The 18,088-nt window shown below is 61.8% G+C and carries 16 protein-coding genes; 14 read left to right on the top strand and 2 right to left on the bottom strand.

Going from position 1 to position 18,088, the window contains the following annotated elements; translation table 11 throughout:
• Nucleotides 1-117: 117 nt before the first annotated feature.
• The 10 genes from rpsO (at nt 118) to FEV53_RS05790 (ending at nt 10,201) form a co-directional block, all read left to right on the top strand.
• A complete protein-coding gene (rpsO, locus tag FEV53_RS05835) occupies nt 118-387 on the top strand; it encodes a 30S ribosomal protein S15 (RefSeq protein ID WP_142833876.1) in 270 nt (89 codons plus the stop codon).
• Between the two features lie 184 nt (nt 388-571).
• Nucleotides 572-1,063, top strand: coding sequence for a 4Fe-4S dicluster domain-containing protein (locus tag FEV53_RS05830; RefSeq protein ID WP_142833875.1), 492 nt, complete (start codon nt 572-574; stop codon nt 1,061-1,063).
• Between the two features lie 60 nt (nt 1,064-1,123).
• Nucleotides 1,124-2,971 carry an aldehyde ferredoxin oxidoreductase family protein gene (locus tag FEV53_RS05825; RefSeq protein ID WP_142833874.1) on the top strand — a complete coding sequence of 616 codons (1,848 nt, stop codon included), beginning with the start codon at nt 1,124-1,126 and terminating at the stop codon, nt 2,969-2,971.
• A 78-nt stretch (nt 2,972-3,049) separates the two neighbouring features.
• Nucleotides 3,050-4,336, top strand: a complete 1,287-nt coding sequence (locus FEV53_RS05820) for an NAD(P)/FAD-dependent oxidoreductase (protein WP_142833873.1) — start codon at nt 3,050-3,052, stop codon at nt 4,334-4,336.
• A gap of 13 nt (nt 4,337-4,349) precedes the next feature.
• Nucleotides 4,350-4,601 (top strand): MoaD/ThiS family protein, encoded by a 252-nt coding sequence (locus FEV53_RS05815; RefSeq protein WP_142833872.1) that lies wholly within the window; start codon nt 4,350-4,352, stop codon nt 4,599-4,601.
• 1 nt (nt 4,602) lies between these two features.
• Nucleotides 4,603-4,914: a hypothetical protein gene (locus FEV53_RS05810; RefSeq protein WP_142833871.1), complete on the top strand. Its 312-nt coding sequence runs from the start codon at nt 4,603-4,605 to the stop codon at nt 4,912-4,914.
• A gap of 2 nt (nt 4,915-4,916) precedes the next feature.
• Nucleotides 4,917-5,666, top strand: a complete 750-nt coding sequence (locus tag FEV53_RS05805) for a HesA/MoeB/ThiF family protein (RefSeq protein WP_142833870.1) — start codon at nt 4,917-4,919, stop codon at nt 5,664-5,666.
• A 114-nt stretch (nt 5,667-5,780) separates the two neighbouring features.
• A complete protein-coding gene (locus tag FEV53_RS05800; protein WP_142833869.1) occupies nt 5,781-7,382 on the top strand; it encodes a GMC family oxidoreductase in 1,602 nt (533 codons plus the stop codon).
• Entirely contained in the window at nt 7,379-8,392 is a 1,014-nt protein-coding gene (locus FEV53_RS05795) for a Gfo/Idh/MocA family protein (protein ID WP_142833868.1), read from the top strand. Before FEV53_RS05800 ends, FEV53_RS05795 begins: the two co-directional genes overlap by 4 nt.
• A gap of 105 nt (nt 8,393-8,497) precedes the next feature.
• Entirely contained in the window at nt 8,498-10,201 is a 1,704-nt protein-coding gene (locus FEV53_RS05790; protein WP_142833867.1) for an ABC transporter substrate-binding protein, read from the top strand.
• A gap of 75 nt (nt 10,202-10,276) precedes the next feature.
• Here FEV53_RS05790 and FEV53_RS05785 read toward each other — a convergent pair whose 3' ends face one another.
• Nucleotides 10,277-11,266, bottom strand: a complete 990-nt coding sequence (locus tag FEV53_RS05785) for a sugar ABC transporter substrate-binding protein (protein WP_142833866.1) — start codon at nt 11,264-11,266, stop codon at nt 10,277-10,279.
• 269 nt (nt 11,267-11,535) lie between these two features.
• Here FEV53_RS05785 and FEV53_RS05780 point away from each other — a divergent pair, with 269 nt between their 5' ends.
• Genes FEV53_RS05780 through FEV53_RS05765 form a run of 4 tightly spaced genes read left to right on the top strand, consistent with a single transcriptional unit; the run spans nt 11,536 to nt 16,109 of the window.
• Nucleotides 11,536-12,489 carry an ABC transporter permease gene (locus tag FEV53_RS05780; protein ID WP_142833865.1) on the top strand — a complete coding sequence of 318 codons (954 nt, stop codon included), beginning with the start codon at nt 11,536-11,538 and terminating at the stop codon, nt 12,487-12,489.
• Nucleotides 12,486-13,466, top strand: a complete 981-nt coding sequence (locus FEV53_RS05775) for an ABC transporter permease (RefSeq protein WP_142833864.1) — start codon at nt 12,486-12,488, stop codon at nt 13,464-13,466. Before FEV53_RS05780 ends, FEV53_RS05775 begins: the two co-directional genes overlap by 4 nt.
• Nucleotides 13,466-14,974, top strand: coding sequence for a sugar ABC transporter ATP-binding protein (locus FEV53_RS05770; RefSeq protein WP_142833863.1), 1,509 nt, complete (start codon nt 13,466-13,468; stop codon nt 14,972-14,974). The genes FEV53_RS05775 and FEV53_RS05770 overlap by 1 nt, the downstream gene beginning before the upstream one ends.
• Before the next feature lie 4 nt (nt 14,975-14,978).
• A complete protein-coding gene (locus FEV53_RS05765) occupies nt 14,979-16,109 on the top strand; it encodes a Gfo/Idh/MocA family protein (protein WP_142833862.1) in 1,131 nt (376 codons plus the stop codon).
• A gap of 69 nt (nt 16,110-16,178) precedes the next feature.
• Here the strand turns inward: FEV53_RS05765 and metG are convergent, their stop codons facing one another.
• Entirely contained in the window at nt 16,179-17,903 is a 1,725-nt protein-coding gene (gene metG, locus FEV53_RS05760; RefSeq protein ID WP_142833861.1) for a methionine--tRNA ligase, read from the bottom strand.
• Nucleotides 17,904-18,088: the final 185 nt, after the last annotated feature.

Raw genomic sequence — 18,088 nt, 5'->3', positions numbered from 1 at the left:
CTTCTCGCCGGGCATCTGCTAGCGGACCATCGCGCGCGGGCAACCGCGCCATAGAGGGCCCGTGCTGGACGACATCCCGGCCGGTGCCGACACACCAGACCCAAAAGGAGACGCCCGATGTCGATCACGCCCGAAGACAAGCAAAAGCTGATCAAGGATTACGGCCTCAAGGACGGCGACACCGGCTCGCCCGAAGTGCAGGTGGCCATCCTGACCCACCGCATCAGCGCGCTGACCGAGCACTTCAAGACCCACAAAAAGGACAACCACTCCCGCCGTGGCCTCCTGAAGCTCGTAGCCCAGCGCCGGAAACTGCTCGACTACACCCGCGCCAAGGACGAAGCCCGCTACAAGGACCTCATCCAGCGTCTCGGCATCCGCCGCTAAGGCCGGCGCCGGGGGTGAACCCCATGATTTCAGAAAGCGCCCGCCCCTTCGGCGGGCGTTTTCAATTTCTCCATCAGACTCTTGTCGAAAATTATTCTTTTGGAGGTTTCGCATTGTCGTCCTAACGTGGCGGTTGTCGGGTGGTCACCCTGTGTGGCCCGACCAGACCACCGGGAGGACTGTCATGCAGAAAGCACTTACGATTGATCCAGGGAAATGCACGGGCTGCAAGCAATGTGAGATGGCGTGCAGCTACGTGAACGAGGGCGAGTTCAACGTCTCGAAATCCCGGATCCGCGTTTTTGATTTCCACGAAGAGGCACGGTTTGTGCCCTATACCTGCACCCAATGCGACGAGGCATGGTGCCAGCAGGCTTGTCCGGTGAACGCGATCACCACCAACGAGATGGGCGTAAAGGTCGTCCATGACAATCTCTGCGTGGGCTGCAAGGTCTGCACCATCGCCTGCCCGTTCGGCACGGTGAATTACAATGCATCCACCGGCAAGGTGATCAAATGTGACCTCTGCGGTGGCGATCCGGCCTGTGCCGCCGCCTGTCCGACGGACGCGATCACGTTCCAGGACGTGGAACAGGGGGGCTTTGACAAGATGAGGCAATGGGCCGCCCGGACGACCGCCGGGACCGAGCCCTCGGGGCCAAACGCCCCCGCCTGATTTTGCACCGTTCGCCCTCTGAAGGGCTGAGAGAACAGACGTCTTACAGGAGATTTTCCGATGGGATGGACAGGAAAGATACTCAGGATCAACCTGAGCACCGGCACTATCGCCACCGAAGCGCTGAACATGGACTGGGCCGATAAATATCTCGGCCAGCGGGGGCTTGCCTCAAAATATCTGGTCGAGGAAGTGGACCCGAGGGCCGATCCGCTGGGTCCCGATAACAAGATGATCATGGCCACCGGGCCGCTCACTGGTACCTGTGCCTCCACCGGCGGGCGCTATTCGATCATCACCAAGGGCCCGCTGACCGGCGCCATCGCCTGCTCGAACTCAGGCGGCTATTTCGGCGCCGAACTGAAATTCGCGGGCTGGGACATGGTCATTTTCGAGGGCCAGTCGCCCAAGCCGGTCTACGTGACGATCTTTGACGGCGATGTGCAGATCCGGGATGCCAGCGGCTACTGGGGCAAAACGGTCTGGGACACGGATAAGGGGATCAAGGCAGCCCATCAGGACCCGCAGATCCGCGTCGCCGCCATCGGCGTCGCGGGCGAGAACGAGATCCTTTATGCCTGCGTGGTCAACGACCTGCACCGGGCGGCGGGCCGCTCGGGCGTGGGCGCCGTGATGGGCAGCAAGAACCTCAAGGCCGTGGCGGTGCGCGGCACTGGCGGGGTGAAGGTCCGGGATTTCAAGACCTTTATGGACGCGACCAATGCGGGCAAGAAGGTTCTGAAGGAAAACGCCGTCACCGGCGAGGGCCTGCCCGCCTATGGCACCCAGGTGCTGATGAATGTCATCAACGAGACCGGCGCGCTGCCCACCCGCAACGGCCAGGATGTCCAGTTCGAGAGCGCGAACGACATCTCCGCCGAGGCCATGGCCACGCCGCGCCGCAGTGATGGCAAGCCAAACCTGCTGACCAATCAGGCGTGCTTTGGGTGTACCATCGCTTGCGGGCGGATCTCGAAAATCGATGAGACCCATTTCACCATCCAGAACAAGCCCGAATACTGGCATGCCTCGGGCGGCCTGGAATATGAAGCCGCCTGGGCGCTGGGCTCGGCGACGGGGATCAACGATCTCGAAGCACTCACTTACGTCAATTTCATCTGCAATGAGCAGGCCATCGACCCGATTTCCTTCGGCGCGACCGTGGGCGCGGCAATGGAGCTCTACGAGACCGGGGTGATCGACGACGCGGTGACTGGCGGCATCAAGCTGAACTTTGGCTCTGCCGAGGCGCTGGTGGCCTGTGTCGAGGCGACCGGCAAGGCCGAGGGCTTTGGCAAGGAGCTGGGGCTTGGCTCGAAACGGCTGACCGAGAAATACGGCAAGCCGGAGCTGTCGATGACGGTGAAGGGTCAGGAATTCCCTGCCTATGACCCGCGCGGAATTCAGGGCATGGGCCTGACCTACGCCACCTCAAACCGCGGCGCCTGCCATTTGCGGTCCTACACGGTATCGTCGGAAATCCTTGGCATCCCGGAGAAAACCGATCCGCTGACCACCGATGGCAAGGCCGGTCTGGTCAAGGCGTTCCAGGACGCCACCGCCGCCGTGGACAGCTCGGGCCTGTGCGTCTTCACGACCTTTGCCTGGACGCTGGAGGATATCGCGCCGCAGGTGGACGCGGCCTGCGAGGGCAACTGGACCGTGGACAAGATGCTGGAGGCTGGCGAGCGCATCTGGAACATGGAGCGGATGTTCAACAATAATGCGGGCTTTACGGCGGAGGATGACAATCTGCCTAAGCGGCTCCTGAAGGACGCCGCGAAAACCGGCCCGGCCAAGGGCCTCGTGGCGGGACTCGATAAGATGCTGCCCGAATATTACGAGCTGCGCGGCTGGACCCCGGACGGTGTGCCCACCAGCGAAACTGTGGCGCGTCTGGCGCTCTGACGCTTGCCCGGGCCGGGGACTGATCCTCCGGCCCGGCACTTTCGACCTCGCAGCCTTGCCGGAAACCGGGAGAGTTCCATGTATCACGTCATTCTGGGCGCCGGTCCGGCCGGTGTCACCGCCGCCGAGACCATTCGCAAACACGCCCCCGACGCAGAGATCACGCTGATCGGCGGCGAGGGCGAGCCACCCTATTCGCGCATGGCGATCCCCTATCTGCTGGAGGGCAAGATCGGCGAGGACGGCACCCATCTGCGTCAAGAGGATGGTCATTACGAGACGCTGGGGATAGCCTATCGTCACGGTCCGGTGATCTCCGTCGACACGGGTGCCCGGTCGGTGACCTGCGCCGATGGCAGCACGCTCGGCTTTGACACGCTGCTGATCGCCACGGGCGCCACCCCCATTCGCCCACCGATCGAGGGGCTGGACAGTCCCGGTGTCCACACCTGCTGGACGCTGGAGGATGCCCGCCGGATCACCGAACACGCGCAGAAAGGCGAGCCGGTGGTGCTGGTCGGTGCCGGATTCATCGGCTGCATCATACTCGAGTCGCTGGCAAAAATGGGGGTCGATCTGACGGTGGTCGAGCGCGGTGACCGGATGGTGCCCCGGATGCTGGACGAGACTGCGGGCAACATGCTGCGCCACTGGTGCGAAGGTCAGGACGTGCGCGTGATCACCGAGGCGGAGGTGGACGCGATCCGGTCCGGGGATCGCGCTGCCTTGGCCGTCCATCTCAAAGACGGTCAGACCCTGCCCGCTGCGCTGGTGGTGATCGCGACCGGGGTGCGCTCGAATATCGGCTTCCTCGACGGCAGCGGGATCGAAACCGGCGCGGGCGTGAAGGTGGATCCCTATCACGAGACCAATGTGCCGGGCATCTATGCGGCGGGGGACGTAGCCGAAGGCATCAACCTGTCCACCGGCCATAATGACATGCTGGCGATCCAGCCGGTGGCGGTGGAACACGCCTATATCGCGGCGCTCAATATGTGCGGAATCGCCACCGAGCACCGGGGCAGCCTGAACATGAACGTGCTCGATACGCTCGGCCTGATCTCCTCGTCCTTTGGCACTTGGGAAGGAGTCGAGGGTGGCGACCGCGCGGTGCTGACCGATGAGGCCGCTGGCCGCTACATCAGGCTGGAATTCGAGGGCGACCGCCTGATCGGTGCCCAGACGGTGGGGCTAACCGACCATGTGGGAATGCTGCGTGGCTTGATCCAGACGGGCTTGCCTCTGGGCGCGTGGAAGAACAAGCTCATCGACAGCCCAACCCGCATCGCCGAAGCCTATGTGGCAGTGATGCAGCAGGGGCCTGTTTCGGGCTATACCGGGCCCAAAGTGGCCTTGCCCGCGTGACGGAGGACGAAACGTGAAGGTCACGCTGAAGCTTTTTGCCTCGCTCAGCAGCTTTCTCCCGCGAGAAGCGCAGCGCAACAAGGTGGATCTGGACGTGGCCGAGGGCACGACTATCCAGAGCCTGCTGGATCACCATAAAGTGCCCCGGGAAAAATGCCATCTGGTCCTGGTCAACGGCGTGTTCCACGCCCCCGAAGAGCGCGAGACCGTGGCGCTGAAGGACTCTGATGTGCTCGCCGTCTGGCCTCCGGTAGCGGGGGGCTAGAATGGCGTTCACAACGGGCATCCCCGGCGAGCGGGTGGAAAAGATCATGTCCTTCACCCGCCCTGAATTCGAGAACGGACTGCGACGGCTCACGGGGGGTCGCTTGCTGAGCAATGGCGACGGCTATGATCTTTCGCAGGCCGCTGGCGCGCCGGTGCGCTGCACCTTTGAACCCCAGCCCGATGCGCAGCTCAGCCCATTGATGCGCTTGCCGCGCGCCCGCGTTGTGCTCGATATGACCGGGCTCGACGATGCGGCCCGCATCGCATTCCTGCGACGGTTCGAGACGACCTTTCAGAGAGGCGGTGGGTAGCGGTGGAGGACAAGGACCTCCTGCGTTACAGCCGCCACATCCTCCTTGGCGAGATAGACATTGCCGGGCAGGAGCGGATCATGGCGAGCCATGTGCTGATCATCGGCGCGGGAGGACTCGGCTCACCAGTGGCGCTCTATCTGGCCAGCGCCGGGGTTGGACGGCTGACGATCTGCGATGGCGACTTGGTGGACCTGACGAACCTCCAGCGCCAGATTCTGCACCGCGAAACCCGGATCGGCCAGAACAAAGCGCTCTCCGCCCAAACCGAACTGGCTGGGATTAACCCCGGCTGCGAGGTACGGTCGGTCACGCAGCGGGTGGGCCCGGAGGAACTGGGCAGGCTGATTGCGGAAGCCGATGTGGTGGTCGATGCCAGCGATAACTTCACCACCCGACACGCTGTGAACCGCGCCTGTGCCGCCGCTTGCAAGCCAAACGTGGTCGGGATGGCGATCCGCTTTGCCGGACAGATCACCGTGTTTGATACGCGAGACGCGGCCTCGCCCTGCTATGCCTGCTTCCTGCCCGAAGACGCCGCAGTCGAAGAAGACCGCTGCGCGGCCACCGGGGTATTGGCGTCCCTGACGGGAACGATCGGCTCCATGCAGGCCACCGAGGCGCTGAACATCCTCAATTTTGGCAGCAGTGCGCTGGTGGGGCGCGTGTTGCTCTACGACAGCCTCTCCGCCGAATGGCAGGCAGCGCCAATCCCACGACAGCCCTCGTGCCCGATCTGCGGTAGTCGCTGAGCGCCCGCCTCATGCAGCGCGCATCAATCCATCCAAAACTGATATTTCCTATCTTCTGCAACACGCGGACCCCATGCAACGCTCAATCGAAACACACCTTGGGAGGTGGTCCAGATGGCCGGGGAAACGTTTGACTATATCGTGATTGGGGCAGGATCAGCGGGTTGCGCCGTGGCCGGTCGGCTTGGCGAGGCGGGGCATTCAGTGCTGCTGCTCGAGGCGGGCGGCAAGGATACGAACCCGTTCATCCATATCCCGCTCGGCTATTCCATGCTCTACGCCAATCCCAAGGTGAACTGGTGTTACGAGAGCGCTCCCGAACCGCATTTGAACAACCGTCGCCTGTTCCAGCCGCGGGGCAAGGTTTTGGGCGGGACTGGCGCGATCAACGGCATGATCTACATGCGCGGCCAGCCCGAGGATTTCGACGGATGGGAAGAGGCAGGCTGCACCGGGTGGGGCTGGGATGGCGTTCTGCCATTCTTCAAATCCTGCGAAGATCAGGAGCGCGGCGCTAATGACTATCACGGCACTGGCGGCCCGGTGGCGGTGTCCGATATCCGGACTGAGCACGAGCTGGGCGAGGCGTTCCACGCGGCCTCGGAAGCGCTCGGTGTGCCGCGCAATGATGACTTCAACGGCGCTCAGCAGGAGGGCACGGGCTATGTCCAAACGACCACCAAGAACGGTCGCCGCTGGAGCACGGCGGCGGGTTATCTGAAGGGCAAGGCCAAGCAGCACGTCGATCTGCGCCTAAACGCCATGGTAGACCGGATCGTGCTGGAGGGCCGGCGTGCAACCGGCGTGCGCTGGACCGACAAGAGCGGTGCCCATCAAGCGACCGCACGGCGCGAGATCATTCTCAGCGGCGGCACGTTCAATTCGCCCCAGATCCTGCAGATCTCCGGTATCGGACCCGGGGCGCTGCTGCAGAACTATGGCATCGACGTGGCCCATGATTTGCCGGGCGTGGGTGAGAACCTTCAGGACCATTTCGGCATCGGAGCGGAGTATCGCTCGACCGTGTCCTCGACAGTGAATGATCTCTACAACAATAAACTGAAGGGTGGACTGCAACTCCTGCGGCATCTGTTGTTCCGCACCGGTCCTTTCGCTGATAATGGCAATTATTCCAATACGTTCATTCGATCCGGTCCGGAGATTGACCGCCCCGATATGATGGTGACCTTTATGGCGTGGTGCACCGATGAGCAGCTCAAGCCGCATCCGTTCTCTGGCTTTACGATCCTCGCGGAGCATATGCGTCCGAACTCGCGGGGCCACGTCCGGATCAAGGGGCCGAAACCCGATCAGCAGCCTGAGATCCAGTTCAATTTCTTTGCCGACGAAGCCGATCAGCGCGCGGCCATCGCGGGACTGCAATTCGGGCGCAAGATTGCCGAGACCCAACCCATGGCCGATTGCGTCGATTACGAGATCGCGCCGGGCAAGGACGTCCAGTCCCACGATGCGCTGCTGGACTATTGCCGTGCCAATGGCTTGTCGCTCCTGCACCCAGTGGGAACCTGCAAGATGGGAACCGGTCCCGATGCGGTGGTCGATCCGCGTCTCCGGGTCCACGGCATCGACGGATTACGGGTCGCGGACGCATCCATCATGCCGCGCATCGTGACAGGCAACACCAACGCCGCCTCGATCATGATCGGCGAGAAGGCTGCGTCCCTGATCCTCGAAGACGCAAAGGTGACCGCATGACGACACAGCTCGGTATCGCCCTGCTCGGCGCAGGTCGGATGGCCCATGTGTATGGGCCGAAGATCAACGCCCATCCCGGGCTGCGACTCGAAGTGGTGTATAACCACCGCATCGCATCGGCGCAGAGGGCGGTCGATCTGTACGGAGGCCGGGCGACCGAAGATCTTGAGGACGCGCTCAAGGATCCGGCGGTGGACGCGGTGGTAATCGCAACGCCTACCGACACCCATGTGGATTACATCGAAACTGTGGCCCGCGCGGGCAAACCAATCTACTGCGAAAAGCCGCTCGACCAGACGCTGGACCGGGTCGACCGGGCGCTGACCGCGCTGGAGGCACATCCGGTGCCGTTCATGCTGGGCTTTAACCGTCGGTTCGACCCGGATAACGGGGCGCTGCGGACGGCTGTCCAAAATGGAGATATCGGGCGCCTGACCATGCTCATGAGCTGGTCGCGCGAGCCTGCGCCGCCGCCTATCGAATATGTCCGCGCGTCCGGGGGCTACTTCGTTGATGCAACGATCCACGATATCGACCTGCTGTGCTGGATCGCCGGGGAGCGCCCGGTCGAGGTCCACGCCTCCGGCTCCTGCGTGTTCAACCCCGAGATCGGGGCCGAAGGCGATTTCGACCTCACGATGACCACCTTCCGGATGCCCTCCGGTGCGTTGGTTCATATCAATAACTCCCGCGCCTGTGCATATGGGTTTGATCAACGGCTTGAAGCCTTTGGCGATGACGGAATGCTCCAGACCATCAACCACCGCGATGATCCCCTGATCCGTTGGGACGGCAGGCGGACGGAGGCTCGGGAACCGCTTAAGCACTTCTTCCTCGAGCGCTATGATCAGTCCTTTTACAACGCGCTGGACGAGTTCCACCGGGCAATTATCGAGGATCGCCAGCCCTCAGCCACAGCGCAGCATGGGCGCGACGCACTGGCCATCGCGCTGGCCTGTCAGACCTCCGCAAAGACCCGGCAATTTGTCTGTCCCGACTACGGCACGTAGCTGAACTGAATATCCGATCTGGATATATCCATTGTGGTTTGATCGCCGAAAATCGCGGTTTCCTGTAGCTATTGGTGCGCTGCGCCCGCAGTCAGGAGACCCGAGATGACCCGCGAAGAACTGCTGAGGATCCTGGATTTCGTTGATTCCAGTCGTGAAATTTCTGAACAGCGGACCTCTCTGGCGCGGATCGATCCGCGCTGGAACATAATCTCTTATGCCATGCGGCGGCATTTCGACGGCAAGTTATTGACCGTCACCTCCGCGGCGATGGCCTCGGATGCGCCCTATGGCACAGCCATGCGGCGGATCACTGAGCTGATCGACGAAGGGCTGTTGTACAAACGCCCGAAATCCCGCTCGGGCAAATCCTTTTCCCTTCATCCGACGCGCAAACTTATCTCGGAGTTTGAGAGCTTTGCCATGCAGCTCAAGGCGATGGTGGGCAAGACATTCGGCTTTACCGACGGCGACGGGGACATCAGCGACTTCTATTTCGGCGGCTATTACATGGCGTCGCGGATCCTCTCCTATCCCCACGCTATGCGAGCCGGGGTGGGCACTGATCGTGTTTTCCGCATCCTGTGCCCCATTGATCCAACCTTTAAGACGCTTAGCGAATTTTCGTCCAATCTGGACGAACTCTGCGGCGCGCGGATCGAGATTGTGAACATGCCCATCGATCCGCTTCATGACGAGATCATGAAAAACGCGGCCAACCGAGTGTCAAAATACGACTTGGTGGCGGTGGATCTCCCATGGATCGGCCAGCTCGCCACCGAAGGTGTCATCGCGCCGCTTGACGACATCATGGAAGCCGCGCGCTACAATCCGTCCGATTTTCACACTGCCGCCTATCGCGGCTCCTGTTGGTCGGGCCAGCAATACGGCCTGCCGATCCAGCCCACCGCCGAACTTCTGTTCTGCCGCGAAGATCTGTTTGCCGAGGCTGGCCTGTCATTGCCAGAAACCACCGATGATGTGATTCTGGCCGCGCGTGTGCTGCATCGCAACGGCTTTAACCAAGCCGGGATCGTGATGAATTACGGGCGCGGCACCCCTGTCGCCCACAGCTTTATTCAGACGCTCGCAGATTTCGGGCAACCTCTGATCAACCTGACTGCGATTGGCGAAGAATTCGACCTCACCTCGATCGAAGGGGAAACCTACCGACCCCAGCTACACACAGAGGCCGCGCGAGAGGCTGCGGAGTTCCTGATGGAGCTGCTGGAATTCTCTCATAAAGACAGCATGATCTGCAATTGGGACCGGCGGATCGGGATCTTTGCCCGGGGTGAGGCGGCGATGACCTACGGTTGGACAATCCGTGCGGCCACGTTTGAGCGGGACGAGACCTCCCCTGCTCATGGCAAGGTTCGCTACATGCCGCACCCCCATGCCGAGGGCGCGCGCAGCGTCTCGCCTATCGGGGGGTTTTCACTGGCGATTCCCGAAGGGCTTGATCCCGCGCGCAAGGCGGCATCGTGGAAGGTGATGGAGTATCTCACTCGCCCCGAAATGCTGAAATGGTATGTCCAGCACGGCAACCTCACGAGCCCCCGATTTTCCACGAGCGCGGATCCGGAGGTACAGGCCAGCAGCGCACTGATCGCGGAGGTGGACGCCATGGAGCGACGCGGTGCGCTCAAGACCTGGCCGCGCCCGCCCGTGCCCGAATTTCGCGACATGCTGAATGTTCTGGGCGACGATATCCACGCCATGCTTCAGGGCGCAGTGTCGGTCAAGGACGCACTGGCCTCCGCGCAGAATCGCCTCGATACGCTGATGAGGTCGCGGGGACACTATTGATTCCACTGCAACCACCTCAACAGAAAAGGGCCGCGCCAATGGCGCGGCCCAGTTCGGGAGAGATAGAGTCTGGATTTACCAGGTAGGACGTTCGAATTCGTCCACGTTCTCCGGGGTCACTTTCGGCGTCTCGATGCCTTGAAGCGCGGGAACCTCGATGCCATTAGCCACCTTGATTGCGGTCTGGATCGCGAGAATCGCATCGTCGATCGGCGACTGCTTGTTGGTGCCGGTCATCCAGCCTTCTTTCATCTTGTCCCAGCCTTCGCCGAACTGGTTACAAGTGACGACCTTGATGTCGCCGGGCTCTTTGCCCGCACCCTGCAATGCGCTCACCACGCCGAGGCCCATGCCGTCATCGAAGGCATAGACGCCGTCGATCTCGTCACCAAACTGGGTGAGATAGGTCTCCATGAGGGTCTGAGCCTTCTCACGGTTCCATTCGGCGGTCTGGCTGGCGAGGATCTCGATGTCAGGATAGGCGTCAGCCATTTTGTCGAGGAAGCAGTTCTTCCGCAGGATCGACACGGTGTAACCGGGCGTGCCCTCGACCACGACGATATTGCCAGCACCGCCCAGAGCGTCGCCCAGCATTTCAGCGGACTGCTCGGCCTGAGCGCAATCATCGGGGCCGGTGTGCCCGGCGATGTAGCGGCGACCCGCCTCGCCAATGGGCGAGTTCGAGGTGATCACGGGAATGTCGTTCCGCGATGCTTCGCGAATCGCGGGGATCAGCGCGTTCTGAGAGGTCGGCCAGACCACCAGAGCATCGGGGTTCTGGGACGCCATGTCCTGGATCTGGTCAAACTGGGTGGACGGGTCGCCCTGGGGGTCCATCACGGTTGCCTGAATGCCCAGCTCGGCACTATAAGCCTCTGCCGTTTCAGCATATTTTGCCTGATAGGCGTTCGAGCCGGGATAAAGCACGGTGATGCCGATCCGGGTCTCGGACAGGGGCTTTTTCAGCTCACCACCCAACCAGTCGGGCGCGTCCTCGGCGATGGCCGCTCCGGCAATCAGGGCGACGGCCGTGGTCGTGGCCAGCATTTGGGTCAGTTTCGTCATGAGTTCCTCCTCTGCGCGCTGCCTTGGATATTCAGGGGCGCCCGTCTGCAGCTCGACGGGCGCTGTGTCCCCAATCATCGGCAGTTGGTGGCATCGCTCAATCGCAGAAATATCCAGATCTGACATTCTTGCCGCAGACCACTCCAGCGAGCGGGCAGCGCTTAGCCCTGTCAGGCCCTCGGCAACCGGGAATAATCCGATCTGGATTTTTCTGCCGTTTGCAGTGCTGTCACTGTCCCTATCCTCGGCAGCAGGGAGGAGTTTATCCAATGCAAGACGCTTTGAAGGGATTATTGCGACGACATGGCCTGATCGTCGCGTTCATGGTTTTTCTGGCCGGAGTCGCGCTGAATACTGACGCGTTCCTGAGTGCAGGCAACATTCTCGACGTGCTGCGACAAGTCTCGATCACCGGTATGATGGCCGTGGGCGTGACATTCGTGGTCCTGACTGGTCGTCTCGATCTGTCGGTCGGCTCGATGCTGACCCTCCTGACAGTGATTGTCGTCGATCAGCACAATCAATCCGGCCCGCTCATGGCGATGATCATTACCCTCGCCGCCGGCTGCGCTCTTGGCGCGATCAACGGGGTACTGGTCGGTTACATCGGACTGAACTCACTGATTGTGACTCTGGCGATGCTGTCCTTCCTCCAAGGGCTAGTCCTGTTCTATTCCGGCGGATCAAACGTCAACATCACCAATGCACAGGACACTTGGTTTGCGGTATTTGGCCGGGCCAGCCTGTTCGGCATACCGGTCCCGGTGGTCATGTTCCTCGCCGCCGCAGCGGTCGCCGCTTTCGTGCTGAAATTCACAACCTTCGGTCGGCAAATTTACGGTGTTGGCGGCAATGAGACCGCCAGTGTTTTTTCCGGCATCGACTCGCGGCGCGCAGTGTTCTGGACCTATGTCATCTCCGGCCTCACGACAGGGCTGGCAGCCATCATCATGGGCAGCCGGGTCATGGGGGCACAGAACACGATCGGCCAAGGCTACGAGTTGACCGTGCTTGCTGGGATCATCCTCGGGGGCACCTCCCTGCTTGGTGGCTCTGGCAGTATCGGTCGGACAGTGCTCGGAATCGCCATGCTCGGCTTTATCCAGAATGGATTGTTGCTGCTCGGCTTCCCCTATTACGTGCAGTGGCTCGTCACTTGGGCCGTCATTATTATCGCTGTCTGGATTGATCTGGGCGCCAAGCGCGGGAGGATCTTCGCATGACCGACGCAACGACCACGTCCTCGCAGTCCACGTCACCCTTCGGTTCGGTGATCCAATGGCTGCTTCGTAACCACATCTGGGTGTTTCTCGCCCTCACCATCGTCGTGTTCTCGCTGGCCAGCCCGTACTTCCTGACCGTCAAGAACATGAGCAACATCCTGACCCAAGGCGCGTTCATCGGGATCCTTGCCATTGGCATGACCATGGTAATGATCGACGGGGAAATTGACCTCTCGGTGGGCGCCATCCTCGCGCTGGCCTGTGCGCTCTCCATCGGCCTGCAACCGGTGATCGGCTCCTGGCCAGCAGTGTTTGTCGGGCTCCTGTCCGGCGCGGCGTTGGGTTTCGTCAACGGAACGCTGGTGGCGTTGTCGGGGATGCACTCCTTCATCGTGACGCTGGGCGCGCTGATCGGCATCCGGGGGCTGGTCTTTGTCTATACAGGCGAAAACGCCCTGATGGTCGAGGATTTTGCCTACACCGAGATCGCCGAAGTCTATCTCGGGCCGCTCTCACTGACGGCGATGCTGTTCATCGCGCTGGCGCTGTTCTTCCAGTGGATCCTGTCGAGCACCCGCCATGGGCGCGAGACCTATGCGGTCGGTGACAATATCGAAGCGGCACATGATGCGGGCATCAACGTCAAGCGGCACAAGATCATCAACTTCACCCTCTGCGGCACGCTCGCGGCGGTCTGCGGGATCCTGCTGTCCATGCGTCTCGGCACGGCTGAACCCAATGCGGGCAAGGTCTGGGAGCTCTGGACCATCATCGCGGTGGTTCTGGGCGGCACCCGGTTGCAGGGCGGCTATGGCAGCATGTGGATGACCATCGGCGGCGTCTTCACGCTGGCGGTGCTGCGCAACGGGCTGCGGCTCCTGAATACGCCGAATTACGTGGAACTGATGGTGATGGGCGCGGTGCTCATTCTGGCCCTTGTTCTGGACAAAGCCTTGAACCACCGGGGAGATCATTGATGACCGACGTCATTCTGGAAGTCCGCGACATCACCAAAACCTTTCCGGGCGTCAAGGCGCTGGACGCGGTGAGCTTCGACATCCGGCCCGGTGAGGTCCACGCGCTGGTGGGCGAAAACGGGGCGGGGAAATCCACGCTGATGAAGACCCTCGCGGGTCTGCACCAGCCCGATGGCGGCGAGATCCTCTATATGGGCAAACCCATCACCGTGGCGGGTCCCTTGGAGGCCCGGCAGGAGGGGATTCTGTTGATCCACCAGGAGCTGTCCCTCTCACCGGAGCTGTCGGTGGCCGAGAACATTTATCTTGGCGCCTGGCCCACCAACCGGTTTGGCGTCCTGAAAAAGCGCGAATTGCGACAGAACTCCGCAAAAGCGCTGAAGGCTCTGGGCTGCGGGTTCGGTCCCGATGTCCGGGTCGGCACGCTTTCGGTGGCCATGCAGCAGATGGTCGAGATCGCCCGCGCCGAGGCATTCCGCGCCAATGTTGTAATCTTTGACGAGCCCACGGCCTCGCTGACAGATAATGAGAAAGACCAGCTCTTTCAGACCATCCGCAATCTAAAAAGCAAAGGCGTCGGCATCGTCTACATCTCCCATAAGATGGACGAAATCTTCGACATCACCGACCGAATCACCGTTCTGCGGGATGGTCAGGTGCAGGGCACGGTCGATACGGCGGGCACGGATCTGAACCAGATCACCCGGATGATGATCGGCCGGACGCTGGACAATTACTTCGTCAAGGCGAAGGCAGAGTTTGGCGAAGAAGTGCTGCGGGTCGAGGGGCTGTCGAACAAGGGTCTGTTCCGCGACGTGTCCTTCTCCGTGCGTCAGGGCGAGGTGCTCGGGCTTTACGGGCTCGTGGGCGCAGGCCGGTCGGAGGTCGTCGAGACGATCTTCGGCGTGCGCAAGGCCGATGGTGGCAAGCTCTGGTGGAATGGCGCGGAAATCCCGCTGCCGACGCCACGCCAGTCCATCGACATGGGGATGGCGCTGGTTCCCGAGAGCCGTAAGGAGCAGGGGCTGGTGCTGATGATGGGCGGGCGGGAAAACACGTCCCTGCCCCACCTGCAACTGTTCTCGTCCGGCTCGATCATGGACAAGAAGAAGGAGCTGGAGACCTACCGCAAGTATCAGGAAGCGCTGGCGATCAAGACCACCGGTCCCGATCAGGCGGTCTCTCAGCTCTCGGGTGGCAATCAGCAGAAATTCGTACTGGCCAAATGGCTTTGCGCGAATCCGAAACTGATCATCCTCGACGAACCTACCCGCGGCATCGACGTGGGCTCAAAATCGGCGATCCACGAACTGATAGCGGAACTCGCCGAGAAAGGGCTCGCGGTGATCGTGATCTCGTCGGAAATGCCCGAAGTTCTGGGCGTCAGCCACCGGGTCCTGACCATGTCCGAGGGAGCCGTGGTAGCGGCCTTCGAGGGCGACGGCCTGACCGAGGAAAACCTGATCGACGCGGTATCGCACCAGCCCGCGTCTGTTGCTGCGGAGTAACATCATGTCTGAGAATACGAAATCCAGTGTTGGGATCGGCCTGATCGGCTCGGGCTTCATGGGCCGGTGCCATGCCAACGCCTTTGCCTCCGTCGGAGGACTCTTCGATCTGCCCGTACGCCCTGTGCGCGCGGTTCTGGCCGATGCGACCGAAGAGTTGGCGACCCAACAGGCCGCAGCACTGGGCTTCGACCGGGGCACGGCGGACTGGCAGGCGCTGGTGGAGGACGATGCGGTTGGCATTGTCGCCATCACTGCTCCGAACGTGCTGCATGAACGCATGGCGCTGGCGGCGATCGCGGCGGGCAAGACCGTCTATTGCGAAAAGCCGCTCTCGACCACGGCAGCTTCGGCCCTCAGGATGACTGAGGCGGCCGAGGCGGCCGGTGTCGTCACCTCGGTGGGCTTCAACTTCCTGCGCAACCCGATGGTGCGACTGGCGCGGGAGATCATCGAATCGGGTGAAATCGGCGAAGTGACGGGATTTCGGGGCCGTCACGCGGAGAACTATATGTGCGACCCCAACGCGCCCCACTCCTTCCGCACGGATCCACAGGGCGGCGGGGCACTCGCGGATATCGGCAGCCACATCATCTCCATGGCGCGCCACCTGCTGGGACCGATCACCGAGGTCAGCGCCGATTGCAAGACCATCTACCCCACCCGCCCCATCGCACCGGGTTCTGACGAGCACAAACCCGTTGTGGTCGATGATATGACCCATGCGCTGGTGCAATTCGAGAGCGGTGTGTCAGGCAGTCTGGAAGCGAACTGGGCCGCGACCGGACGCACGATGGACCTGTCCTTCGAGGTGACCGGTTCCAAAGGCGCGGTGACCTTCACACAGGAACACATGAACGAGCTGCGGCTCTGCACCGGGTCTGGCGCGCGGGCAGGATTTACGACCATCGAGGCGGGGCCCTCCCACCCGCCTTATGGTCAATTCTGCCCGGCGCCGGGCCACCATCTGGGCTTCAACGACCTGAAGGTGATCGAGGTCGCGCAACTGCTCGAAGCCCATGCTACGGGTGGCAGCTGCGATCCCGACTTCCGCGAGGCGCTCGAAGTTCAGAAGACTGTAGAAGCGATGCAAGAGGCGTCCCAAACCCGTAGTTGGGTCACGCTGCCGCGCTGACCTGCGCGCCATTCCAACCGCTTGCGGCAGTTTCTGAGATGAGACTGCCGCAAGCGTTACCCCAATATGTCAGTCTCGGGTTCCCGAGAAGCGTGCCGCCCAGTCGTCGCGCTGCTCGTCAGTAATCTTTGCAAAGAGGTTCTCCGGCACCTCGAACCCGTGACCCTCCCCAAGCAACGACAGCGCTTCGGCGGGTGAGGCGGGCCACGTGTCGTCGGTCTTCATCGCCGAAAGCATCGCCGCGGCGGCATCGGGAATGAAGGGGGCAGAGAGAACTCCATAGAGCCGGATCAGGTTCAGGGAGAACCGGATAATCGCGGCAGCGCGGTCGGGGGCTTCCTTATAGGCGGCCCAAGGCGCGGCGGATTGCAGATATTCGTTGCCCGCCGCCCAGATTGCCCGCAGCTCGGCAGCCGCTTTGCGGATTTCGATGGCATCCATATGGCCTTCATAGGAGCGGATGCGGGTGCCCAGATCGGCAATCAGGGCCTCCTCCACCGGGCCGTATTCTCCGCCCGCAGGCACTTCGAGGCCGAATTTCGAGCGGCAGAACTTCGTCACGCGGCTAACAAAATTGCCCAGCACATCGGCCAGATCCCGGTTCGCCGCCGCCTGGAACGTCTCCCAGGTAAACTCGCTGTCGCCATTCTCGGGCGCGTTGCGCAGCAGATACCACCGCCAGTAATCGGCGGGCAGGATTGACAGAGCCTGATCCATGAACACGCCGCGCCCCTGCGAGGTGGAGAACTGGCCGCCATCATAGTTAAGGTAATTGAACGACTTGATGTAATCGACCAGCTTCCAGTCTTCGCCAGTCGAATTCGCGCCCATGATGGTGACGGGGAAGGAGAGCGTGTGAAACGGCACATTGTCCTTGCCCATGAACTGAACGTAGCGGACATCTTCCGCGCCATGCTCCGTGCGCCACCAGCGCTGCCAGTCGGCGTCGTCCAGCCCGCGCGCATCGGCCCATTCCTTCGCGCTGGCGATGTATTCGATGGGCGCATCGAACCACACATAAAAGACCTTGCCCTCCATGCCCGGCCAATCCTGATCGCCCTTCTTCACCGGCACGCCCCAATGGAGATCGCGGGTGATGCCCCGGTCCTGAAGCCCGTCACCATCGTCGAGCCACTTCTTCGCAATCGAGGTGGTCAAAACCGGCCAGTCGGCCTTGGACGAAATCCAGTCGCGGAGCTGATCCCGCATCTGCGACTGCCGCAGGTAGAGATGCTTGGTCTCCCGGTTCTCCAGATCGGTGGAGCCGGAAATGGCCGACCGGGCGTCGATCAGATCGGTGGGGTCGAGCTGCTTGGTGCAGTTCTCGCATTGGTCGCCCCGCGCACGGTCATAGCCACAATTGGGGCATGTGCCCTCGATATAGCGATCCGGCAAAAAGCGCCCGTCGGCGTTGGAATAAACCTGCGTTTCCGATCGTTCCTCGATCAGCCCGGCCTCGTCGAGTTTGGCCGCAAAGTGCTGGGTCAGGGCGCGATTCTGCGGGCTCGAAGACCGTCCAAACTGGTCAAAGGACAGGCGGAAGCCGTCGCTGAGATCCTTTTGCACCTGCCACATCTCCGCACAGTACTCCTCGACCGGCTTGCCGGCCTTTTGCGCGGCGATTTCGGCGGGGGTGCCGTGCTCATCTGTGGCGCAAAGGAACATGACCTCATGACCCCGCCCGCGATTGTAGCGGGCATAGAGATCGGCGGGCAGCTGTGAGCCCACGAGATTACCGAGATGCTTGATGCCATTGATGTAGGGAATGGCCGAGGTGATCAGAATACGCGCCATGGAGCACCTTTGCAGTGAGTTGCCGCGGTCATAGCCCCGGCGGCGGTCAAAGGCCAGAGTCGCGGCGCTGAGCTACAAATATCGTTGCGAGCCGGAACGACCCAAACCTGTTTGCCCGAAGGTACACGGGTTGCATCAAAGATCCATTGGCCCGTGATCGGCGCGCATCATATCCGTCCTCGATC

This window comes from Palleronia caenipelagi (assembly GCF_007004065.1).
GTDB lineage: Bacteria > Pseudomonadota > Alphaproteobacteria > Rhodobacterales > Rhodobacteraceae > Palleronia > Palleronia caenipelagi.
The sequence above is the reverse complement of the archived record's forward strand: the minus strand, read 5'-3'. Positions and strand labels throughout refer to the sequence as shown.